The 9,571-nt window shown below is 72.4% G+C and carries 8 protein-coding genes and 1 pseudogene; 3 read left to right on the top strand and 6 right to left on the bottom strand.

What is annotated here, in order from left to right; all coding sequences use genetic code 11:
* Nucleotides 1-204: 204 nt before the first annotated feature.
* From FB00_RS20385 to FB00_RS20370, 4 genes are all read right to left on the bottom strand, one after another.
* A complete protein-coding gene (locus FB00_RS20385; protein ID WP_047234752.1) occupies nt 205-1,968 on the bottom strand; it encodes a cytochrome b in 1,764 nt (587 codons plus the stop codon).
* Entirely contained in the window at nt 1,965-3,026 is a 1,062-nt protein-coding gene (locus FB00_RS20380) for a ubiquinol-cytochrome c reductase iron-sulfur subunit (RefSeq protein WP_047234751.1), read from the bottom strand. Before FB00_RS20380 ends, FB00_RS20385 begins: the two co-directional genes overlap by 4 nt.
* Nucleotides 3,023-3,802: a c-type cytochrome gene (locus tag FB00_RS20375; RefSeq protein WP_047234750.1), complete on the bottom strand. Its 780-nt coding sequence runs from the start codon at nt 3,800-3,802 to the stop codon at nt 3,023-3,025. Before FB00_RS20375 ends, FB00_RS20380 begins: the two co-directional genes overlap by 4 nt.
* A gap of 73 nt (nt 3,803-3,875) precedes the next feature.
* Entirely contained in the window at nt 3,876-4,526 is a 651-nt protein-coding gene (locus tag FB00_RS20370; protein WP_082141561.1) for a cytochrome c oxidase subunit 3, read from the bottom strand.
* Between the two features lie 318 nt (nt 4,527-4,844).
* On the opposite strand from FB00_RS20370, the gene FB00_RS20365 reads away from it, so the two are divergent.
* Both FB00_RS20365 and trpD read left to right on the top strand, forming a co-directional pair.
* A complete protein-coding gene (locus FB00_RS20365) occupies nt 4,845-5,282 on the top strand; it encodes a response regulator transcription factor (RefSeq protein WP_047234754.1) in 438 nt (145 codons plus the stop codon).
* Between the two features lie 33 nt (nt 5,283-5,315).
* Nucleotides 5,316-6,413, top strand: a complete 1,098-nt coding sequence (gene trpD, locus FB00_RS20360; protein WP_047234748.1) for an anthranilate phosphoribosyltransferase — start codon at nt 5,316-5,318, stop codon at nt 6,411-6,413.
* 39 nt (nt 6,414-6,452) lie between these two features.
* On the opposite strand, the gene FB00_RS20355 is transcribed toward trpD, so the two are convergent.
* Both FB00_RS20355 and FB00_RS20350 read right to left on the bottom strand, forming a co-directional pair.
* Nucleotides 6,453-6,734, bottom strand: coding sequence for an Lrp/AsnC family transcriptional regulator (locus FB00_RS20355; RefSeq protein WP_024840033.1), 282 nt, complete (start codon nt 6,732-6,734; stop codon nt 6,453-6,455).
* Entirely contained in the window at nt 6,728-8,572 is a 1,845-nt protein-coding gene (locus FB00_RS20350; protein ID WP_082141562.1) for a DEDD exonuclease domain-containing protein, read from the bottom strand. Before FB00_RS20350 ends, FB00_RS20355 begins: the two co-directional genes overlap by 7 nt.
* A 164-nt stretch (nt 8,573-8,736) precedes the next feature.
* Between FB00_RS20350 and FB00_RS20345 the strand changes: the two are divergent.
* Nucleotides 8,737-9,571 (top strand): annotated as a pseudogene (locus FB00_RS20345) (hypothetical protein); the annotation flags it as partial.

The raw sequence follows: 9,571 nt of genomic DNA, 5'->3' as shown, positions 1-9,571 counted from the left end.
CAGGGTGTAGACGGGCATCCGGAGTACCTCCTGGTGGAACCGCGGGAGAGCGTCCCGCGGCCGCTGTGCGGTGAACTGACGGTGTCTCAGGCCCTCAGGCGGGCGCGGTTGGCCGCACCCGGGTGCCGAGACGACGATGACCCGCGACCTGTCCGCCTCGAGGAGGGGACTGGTCGCGGGTCATCGTCCTACTGTGCAGGAACCTCAGGGTCGACGCTCGTCGGCGCCCTTCTCCGGCTCGACGAGGTCGCGCCCACCACCGACGGTGGCGGCACCGGCCTCGATCTGCTCGTGGCTCTCGCCCTCGAGCGCGTCGTGCTCGCCGTGCGAGTGCGCGGCCGCGAGCTCGACGGGCGTCACGGGCTCGATCCGGTCCTCGTAGAAGAACCGCGACAGGCGCTGGAGGCGCTTGTCCTTCTTGTAGCCCTTGCGGCGCACGCCGCGAGAGTCCGTCGCCGGCTCGATCTCGAGCGGCTCGTGGGCCTGGTAGTTGACCCGGAGCCAACGCTCCTGCTCGTCGAGCGGGCGGTGCACCTCGATGTACTCGCCGTGCGCGAACCGCACGATCCGGCCCGTCTCGTGGCCGTGGAGCACGAGCTCGCGGTCCTTGCGCTGGAGGCCGAGGCAGATGCGCTTGGTGATCCAGAACGCGAACCACGGACCGACGAAGAACAGGACCCGGAACGCCCAGGTGATCGTGTTGATCGACATGTGGAAGTGCGTCGCGATGAGGTCGTTCGACCCGGCGAGAGCCAGGATGATGAACGCCGTGAGGAAGGCGACGCCCAGACCGGTGCGAACCGGCACGTTGCGCGGACGGTCGAGTACGTGGTGCTCACGCTTGTCCTTCGTCACCGCGGCCTCGAGGAACGGGTAGACGAACAGGAAGGTGAACAGCAGGCCGGGAACCACCACGGCAGGGATCAGGACGTTGAGCGGCACGGTGTAGTCGCCCCACGTCACGAACTCCGCCTGGCCCGGCATGAGTCGTAGCGAGCCTTCGAGGAACAGCATGTACCAGTCGGGCTGTGCTCCCGCGGACACCGGTGACGGGTCGAACGGACCGTAGTTCCACACGTTGTTGATCGCCATCGTGCCGCCCATGAGGGCGAGGATGCCGAACACGACGAAGAAGAAGCCGCCGGCCTTGGCCACGTACACCGGGAACAGCGGGTAGCCGACCACGTTCGTGTCCGTGCGGCCGCCACCGGGGTACTGCGTGTGCTTGTGCAGCACGACGAAGAACAGGTGGAGCGCGACGAGCGCGAGGATCAGGCCGGGCACGAGCAGGATGTGCACCGTGAAGAGTCTCGGGATGATGTGCTCGCCCGGGAACTCGCCGCCGAAGATGAAGTAGGAGAGGTACGACCCGATGAGCGGGATCGACTTCACGACGCCGTCGGTGATGCGCAGGCCGTTGCCGGACAGGACGTCGTCGGGCAGGGAGTAGCCGGAGAAGCCGGCGGCGAGGCCCATGATCATGAGCAGCATGCCGACGAGCCAGTTGATCTCGCGCGGCTTGCGGAACGCGCCCGTGAAGAACACGCGCATCATGTGCGTGACGATCGCCGCGAGGAAGATCAGCGCCGCCCAGTGGTGGATCTGCCGCATGAGCAGACCGCCGCGCACCTCGAACGACATGTGCAGCGTCGACGCGAACGCGTCGGACATGAGCACGCCGTTCATCGACGCGGGCTCGCCGTGGTACGTGACGAGCGACATGCTCGGCACGAAGAACATCGTCAGGAAGATCCCCGTGAGGATCAGGACGACGAACGAGTACAGGGCGATCTCGCCCAGGAGGAACGACCAGTGGTCGGGGAAGACCTTGCGCGCGAACTCCTTGACGGCGACGCCGATGCCGGTGCGCTGGTCGAGGTAGTCGGCGGCCTTGCCGGCGGGGGTCGTCGGCGCGGCTGCCTTCGGTGCGGCCGCCTTGGGTGCGGCGGTTCCGGTGCTGGTGGTCACTTCAGACGCTCCCAGAAGCTCGGGCCGATGGGCTCGTGGAAGTCGCTCTGGGCGACCAGGTAGCCCTCGTCATCAACGGTGATCGGCAGCTGCGGCAGGGGCCGCTTCGCGGGCCCGAAGACCACCTTGGCGCTGTCGGCCACGTCGAACGTCGACTGGTGGCACGGGCACAGCAGGTGGTGCGTCTGCTGCTCGTAGAGCGCCACGGGGCAGCCGACGTGCGTGCAGATCTTGGAGAACGCGACGATCCCGTCGTACGACCAGGTCTCACCCTCGGGGGACTGGTCGGACACGATGTCACGCGGGTCGAGACGGACCAGCAGGACGACGGCCTTGGCCTTCTCCGTGATCCACTCGTGGGACTGCATCTCCTCCTGGGAGGCCTCCGGGATGATGTGCACGACCGAGCCGATCGTCACGTCCGCCGCCTTGATGGGCCGGCCGGAGGGGTCGATCGCGAGGCGCGTCCCGGGCTTCCAGAGGGTGTGCTTGAACTTCGAGACGTTCCAGTCGCCACCGACGCTGCCGACGAGCGGGACGGCGATGGTGAGGGGGAACAGCGCGAGCGCGGAGATGACCGCACCCTTGAGGACGCCGCGGCGGGCGATGCCCGAGTCCTTGGCGCCGGCCTCGAGCTCGGCGATCGCGCCGACGCGGGTCTCGGCGTCGCTCGCGATGGGGTGGCGCTCGTCGACCTTCTCGTGGTCGGACATGAGCACCTTCGCCCAGTGCACGGCGCCGAGGCCGATGCCGAGCAGCGCGAAGGCGATGGCCACACCGAGCGAGAGCGTCGACAGGCGCACGCCCGCCGTGGTCCCGTCCGGCGGGATGACGAAGTAGACGACGAGCGCGGCGATCGTGCCGATCACCGAGATGCCGAAGAGGGTCGCGACCTGGCGCTCGGCGCGCTTCGACGCCTTCGGGTCGCGGTCCGCCATGCGGCTCTTGTGCTCGGGCAGCCCCGGGTCCGGGAACGTCTCGAGGGTGCCGTGCTCCTCGCGGCGCCCGACCTCGCGGTGCGAGGACTCGGGCGACCGGGGGTTCTGGTAGTCGCTCACGAGGACTTCGCTCCGATCCACACTGCGGCCCCGATGAGGAGACCCATTCCGACGATCCAGGCCCACAGGCCCTCGCTGACCGGGCCGAGCGAGCCGAGCGACAGACCACCGGCCGAGCCCTCACGCTGGTCGACGAGGAAAGCGATGACGTCGCGCTTCTCCTCCGGCGTGATGGTCGCGTCGTTGAAGACCGGCATCGACTGCGGACCGGTGAGCATCGCCTGGTAGAGGTTGCGCTCCGACGTGTCCCACAGCGGAGGCGCGAACTTGCCCTCGGAGAGCGCGCCGCCCGCCCCGACGGCGTTGTGGCACATCGCGCAGTTGGTGCGGAAGATCGCGGCGCCGTTCGCGACGTCGCCGAGCGAGGCGTCGACCTGCTCGTCCGTCGGGATCGCCGGGCCGGCACCGAGCGAGGCGACGTAGGCGGCGAGCTGCGCCGTCTGCTCCTCGTCGAACTGGCGAGGCTTCTGGATGGCCTGCGGACCGTCCATCTGCATGGGCATGCGGCCGGTGGACACCTGGAAGTCGACCGACGCGGCGCCGACACCGACGAGCGACGGAGCCGTGTCCGTGCCCTCGGCGTTCGGGCCGTGGCACGTGGCGCAGTTGGCCTGGAACAGCTTCTGGCCGGTCTCGATGTCCTCGGTGCTGGCGGTCTCGGCGTTGGCCGGGGTCGGTGCAAAGGCGGCGTAGACGCCACCGGTGACCAGCAGCGCCAGCAGCAGCAGCACGACCGGCGCGAAGCGGTGGTGTCTGCGGGCGGCGAGTGCCTTCACGAAATGATCCTCGTCTCGCAGGTGGGGGAGCAGGGGGCGGGTGGGCGGTCCGGGGCGGACCCCGGGCGGGTCGTCAGCGCAAGATGTAGATCACGAAGAACAGCGCGATCCACACGACGTCGACGAAGTGCCAGTAGTAGGACGTCACGATGGCCGTCGTGGCCTCGTGGTGCCCGAAGTTCTTGGCCGAGAACGAGCGGCCGAGAAGGAACAGGAAGGCGATCAGGCCACCGACGACGTGGAGGCCGTGGAAGCCGGTCGTGATGTAGAAGACGGAGCCGTAGGGCGTCGAGGAGATCGAGACGCCGTGCTCGACGAGCTCGGCGTACTCGAAGATCTGACCGCCGATGAAGAACGCGCCCATGAGGAACGTGAGGGTCATCCACTCGTTCATCCCCCAGCGGTTCACCTGGAAGATCGATCCGGTGCGCACGGGCTGGAAGCGCTCGGCGGCCCACACGCCCATCTGGCACGTCACCGACGACAGCACCAGGACGGTCGTGTTGATCGCCGCGAAGGTCAGGTTGAGCTTGTCCGCTTGCAGGGCCCACTCGTCGGCGGGCATCACGGCGCGGACCGTGAAGTACATGGCGAAGAGGCCGGCGAAGAACATGAGCTCGCTGGCCAGCCACACGATCGTCCCGACCGAGACGGGGTTCGGTCGGTTGACGCTCACGTGCTGATGGGCGTGGGGGGCAGCCGTTGCGGTCGACACAGAAGCCATTATGGCCGACGAACGGGCCCTTCGCGGCACGCAGACGACCGCCCGGAGGCGGTGAATCTCACAATGTCTCCAGATCTTCCCACGGAGACCTGCACTTGGTGACGGATCGCTGCTAAGTGCCATGAAACTGGCGCGCTCGCAGGCCCGGCCAGGGCCCTTGGTCCCGGGTCCTCCGCCGGTCGGCGCCGACACCGCGCGAGGGGGTGCTGCGATCGGCTGTGACGTGCCAAGATGCCAGTCGGGACGCGCGCGCCGCAGGCGTTCGGCGCGCGCCCTCCCGGACCACCCGAGGGAACCACGAAGGCGACGGTGACGACGATGACGACGACCGTGACGACGACGCACGGGGACACGAGCGTGACCCCGCGCGCGCCGCGCATCCTCCTCTACAGCGACGACGTGACGGTGCGCGAGCAGGTGCGCCTCGCCGTCGGGCGCCGGCTGGGTGCGGGTCAGCCGGACATCGAGTGGCTCGAGGTCGCGACCCCGGCCGCCGTCGTGACGTCCGCCGACGCGGGCGGGTGGGACCTGCTCGTCCTCGACGGTGAGGCGGACAAGGCCGGCGGCATGGGTCTGTGCCGCCAGCTCAAGAACGAGGTCTACCGCTGCCCGCCCGTCCTGGTCCTCACCGGCAGGCCGCAGGACGGTTGGCTAGCATCGTGGTCGCTCGCCGACGACGCGGTGCCGCGACCGTTCGACGCGGTCGCCCTCCAGCGTGCCGTCGCCGACCTGCTGCGTGCCGCCGGCACGCGGTAGCCGACAGGAGACCGACCAGCCGAAGGGCCACCCGTGACCGCCACCCCGCACCCCGCCGCCTCGACCACGAGCGACTCGACGGGCACGGGGCTCACGTGGCCCGGCCTGCTGACCGAGCTCGTCGCGGGGCACGACCTCGACGCCGACTCCACCGCCTGGGCGATGGACCAGGTGATGTCGGGCGAGGTGTCGCCCGTGCGGCTCGCGAGCTTCCTCGTGGCGCTGCGCGCGAAGGGTGAGACCGTCGCCGAGCTGACGGGCCTCGCGGACGCGATGCTGGCCCACGCGAGCCGGTTCACGGTGGACGGGCCGGCGGTCGACATCGTCGGCACGGGCGGGGACCGCGCGCACACGGTCAACATCTCGACGATGGCCTCGCTCGTCATCGCGGGAGCGGGCGTGCGGGTCGTCAAGCACGGCAACCGGGCCGCGACCTCGTCGTCGGGCGCGGCGGACGTGCTCGAGGAGCTGGGCATCCGGCTCGACCACGGGCCCGAGCGCGTGGCCCGCATCGTGCAGGAGGCGGGCATCACGTTCTGCTTCGCCATGGTCTTCCACCCGTCCATGCGCCACGCGGGCGTCGCGCGCAGGGAGCTCGGCATCCCGACGGCGTTCAACGTCCTCGGCCCGCTGACGAACCCCGCGCAGCCGCGTGCGGCCGCGATCGGTGTCGCGGACGCGCGCATGGCGCCGCTCATCGCCGGGGTGCTCGCGGGGCGCGGGACCTCGGCGCTCGTGTTCCGCGGCGACGACGGGCTCGACGAGCTCGCCGCGACGGGCGGGGCGACGGTGTGGGAGGTGCGCGACGGCGTCGTGACCGAGCAGCGGCTCGACCCGGTCGCCGACCTGGGCCTCGCGCCGGTCACGATCGCCGACCTGCGGGGCGGCGAGGCGGCGCACAACGCCGACGTGGCGCGACGCTTCCTGGCGGGCGAGCCAGGGCCGGTGCGGGAGACGGTGCTGCTCAACGCGGCAGCCGGGCTCGTCGCGGACGGCACGCTGCCCGGGACCTCGGAGGGCGCGCTCCCCGCGCGCCTGTGCGCCGCCTACGAGATCGCGGCGCGCAGCGTGGACACGGGCGCGGCCCGCGACGTCCTCGCGCGCTGGGCGGAGGCTGCGGCGCGGGACTGACCCTGCTGGACGAGCGGTCGGCGGTCGCCGGCCGCCTCGTCAGTCGTCGAGGCCGAGCGCGAACGCCTGCTCGAGGTCGACGTTGGAGTAGGCGCGGAACGCGATGAACGTCTCGGTGCGCACGACTCCCGGGACCTTGCTGATGCGGTCCGCGATGACGTCGGCGAGCTGGTCGTGCTCCTGGACCCGGACCATGGCGACCAGGTCCGCCTTGCCCGTGACCGAGTAGACCTCGCTGACGCCCTTGAGGTCGGCGACCTCGGACGCGACCTCGGGGATGCGAGCGGGGTCGGTGTCGATCAGGACGATGGCGGTCAGCATGGTTCCTCCGGGGTCGGGTCGTCGACTGGCGACCACTCTACGGTCACGCCGGGCGCCGCGTGCGCCAGGTCGGGGCGGTCGCCCGGACCGGCGTGGCGCGCGACGTCGCGGGCCGTGGCGGCGAGGTCGACGTGGGAGCCCGCCGAGCGGACCGGGCACGCCCACGGGCCGGAGACGTCGACGATCCGCACCCCGGGCTCCTGGAGCCACGACAGCAGGATCTCGGCCTCGTGGGGGTGGCTCGCCGGGGCGGGCGGCACGGGCGGTGCGACGGTCTCCGCCGTCGCGACGAGGGCGTCCACGAGGGGCCACGGGTCCGCGCCGGGGTCGCTCACCCCGGTCGCGGCCAGGCGGGCGTGGCGGACCACGACGATCTCCCACCCGCCGGTGTCCGTCGGGCGGGCGGCGACGAGCTCGGCGCACGCGGAGAGCGGAGCGAGTCGCTGGGCCCGCGCCGCGCCCGCGAGGAACGCCCGTAGGCGATGCGTGAGCTCGCCCGCCTGCTCGAACCGCTCGTCGCGCGAGAGCGCGACGATCCGGCGTCCGAGCTCCGCGACGACGTGCGACGGGTCGCCCTCGAACGCCTCTCGCACGCCGGTGGCGACGGCCGCGTACCCGGTGTCGAGCGCGACGGTCGTGCACGGCGCCGAGCACCGTCCCATCTCCGCCAGGACGCACGCCGTCGCGCCGGGCGAGGCGACGACCGGGAGCCGGCGCGTGCACTGGCGCAGCGGGAACGCGTCGTGGAGGGCGTCGACGGCGGCCTGGGCCTGGTGCTTGGACGCGAACGGCCCGATGTGCGCCGCCGGGGCGCGGACGTCCCGCACGACGGACAGGCGGGGGTAGGTCTCGTCCGTGAGCCGGACCCAGGTAATGCGCTCGGGGTGGCGCGACCGCCGGTTGTAGCGCGGCGCGTGCTCCGCGATGAGGCGCAGCTCGCGCACCTGCGCCTCGAGCGGCGTCGCGCACACGACCGGGGTGACAGCGTGCGCGATGCGCACCATCTCGGTGATGCGGCTGCGCTTCTCGGAGCGGGTGAAGTAGGACCGGACGCGGCGCCGGATGGACGTCGACGTGCCGACGTAGAGCACCTCGTCCCCGGGCCCGCGGAAGAGGTAGACGCCGGGGGCGTCCGGGAGGTCGTCCGCGAGGTGCCGCTTGCGCCGCACGTCCTGGGGTACCGGGTCCGTTGCGCCGGCCAGGTCCTCGAGGTGCGTGACGCCCAGCGGCCCAAGCCGTGCCAGGAGCGCGTGCAGCACGTCCACCGTGGCGCGCGCGTCGGCCAGCGCGCGGTGCTCGGGCGTCACCGTGGCCCGGAACAGCGCGGCGAGGGTCGCGAGCTTGTGGTTGGGGGCCTCGTCGCGGGTGACGACGCGGCGGGCGAGCGGGACGGTGTCGAGCACCTGGTTCCCGGGCCACTCGTAGTCCGCCGCCCGGCACGCGGCCTTGAGGAACGAGATGTCGAACGGCGCGTTGTGCGCGACGAGCACCGCGCCGCGCGCGAACTCCAGGAAGCTCGGCAGCACGGCCTCGATGCGCGGGGCGGTCGCGACCATGGAGGAGGTGATCCCCGTCAGGCGGGCCACGAAGGCCGGGACCGGGACTCCGGGGTCCACGAGCGTCTGGAACTCCCCGAGCACCTCGCCGCCGCGCACCTTCACGGCGCCGATCTCCGTGATCCCGGCCCCAGCGGGCGACCCGCCCGTGGTCTCCAGGTCGACGACGACGAACGTCACGTCGCGCAGCGGCGTCCCGAGGTCGTCGAGCGTGGCCTGGACGGGCACGCCTCGTGGCGCGGACCCCTCGCGCGAGGAGGCGAGGAGAGGTCCGGAGGGCATGGCGGCGAGGTTAGCGACGGCCACCGACACGGCCGAGGCAGGGCGCGGCGGGGTCCTCGGTCGGGCACGGGCACGGCATAGGGTGGTGCCTCGGGGAATCGGGACGATCGGGGACGAAATGTCCGGTCGCGCTCCCGACGACCGGCGCGCGGGAGGGGCAGCGGATGGTGGCCGAGAGGTCGGACGAGGAAGGACCCGGGGGCGGCGTCCCGACGGCGGTGCGCGCGTTGCTGGTCGAGGCGGCGGCCGACGTGCTCGGCACGCTCGACCCGGTGCTCGTCCCCGTCGCCCTGCAACGCGTCAAGGCCTTCGCACCCCGCCGGCGCGCGTCGGCCGGTGCGGCGCCGTTGTGGCGCGCCCTGGTCGAGGACGCCGGGTTCCGCCACGCCGTCGCCGCCGCCTGGTCGCGCGAGCACGGGAGCGTGACGGGTGCGTCGTCGGACCCCTCGGTCCCGGACGACCAAGGACCGCCCGACGACCTCACGCCGGCACCGGGGGCCGAGGCCGTGGCGGAACCGGGCGACGACGGCCCCGCCGCGCCCGCCCTCGTCCGCGAGCGCGCCGCCGGTGCCTTCCTGCTGCGCCCGGACGGCTGGGAAGCGGCCGTGGAGCGCGCCCGCGCGCTCGACACGACGCTGCACGCCGAACGCTCGGAGCGCAGCGAGGTCGCCCGGTTGCGTCGCGACCGCGACCGGCTGGCCGCGCAGGTCGAGGAGCTGAGGGCGCAGGCGCGCGACGCCGCCGTGCGCGCGGACGCCGCGACGGCGGAGCTCGCCGGCGCGCGCCGCACCGAGCGGCGGCTGCGGGCGGACGCCGACCGCGCGCGAGCCGAGGCCCGGGCGGCTCTCGAGGCGGCGTCGGCCGAGCGGGCGGAGGCGGACAGGGTCCTGCGCGACGCGCGGGAGGAGCGTCGCGCCGCGGGGGTCGAGCTCGCCCGGGCGCGCGCGGAGCGGGACGAGGCGCGGCGGGCGCGGACGTCGGCGGCCGACGTCGCGACCG

It is taken from the genome of Cellulosimicrobium funkei, assembly GCF_001019615.1.
Lineage (GTDB): Bacteria > Actinomycetota > Actinomycetes > Actinomycetales > Cellulomonadaceae > Cellulosimicrobium > Cellulosimicrobium cellulans_E.
The sequence above is the reverse complement of the archived record's forward strand: the minus strand, read 5'-3'. Positions and strand labels throughout refer to the sequence as shown.

Bases quoted from the DNA above. Each gene is read 5' to 3' on its own strand.
- FB00_RS20370 (WP_082141561.1), bottom strand. From the start codon at position 4,526: ATGGCTTCTGTGTCGACCGCAACGGCTGCCCCCCACGCCCATCAGCAC.
- FB00_RS20365 (WP_047234754.1), top strand. From the start codon at position 4,845: ATGACGACGACCGTGACGACGACGCACGGGGACACGAGCGTGACCCCG.
- FB00_RS20355 (WP_024840033.1), bottom strand. From the start codon at position 6,734: ATGCTGACCGCCATCGTCCTGATCGACACCGACCCCGCTCGCATCCCC.
- FB00_RS20350 (WP_082141562.1), bottom strand. From the start codon at position 8,572: ATGCCCTCCGGACCTCTCCTCGCCTCCTCGCGCGAGGGGTCCGCGCCA.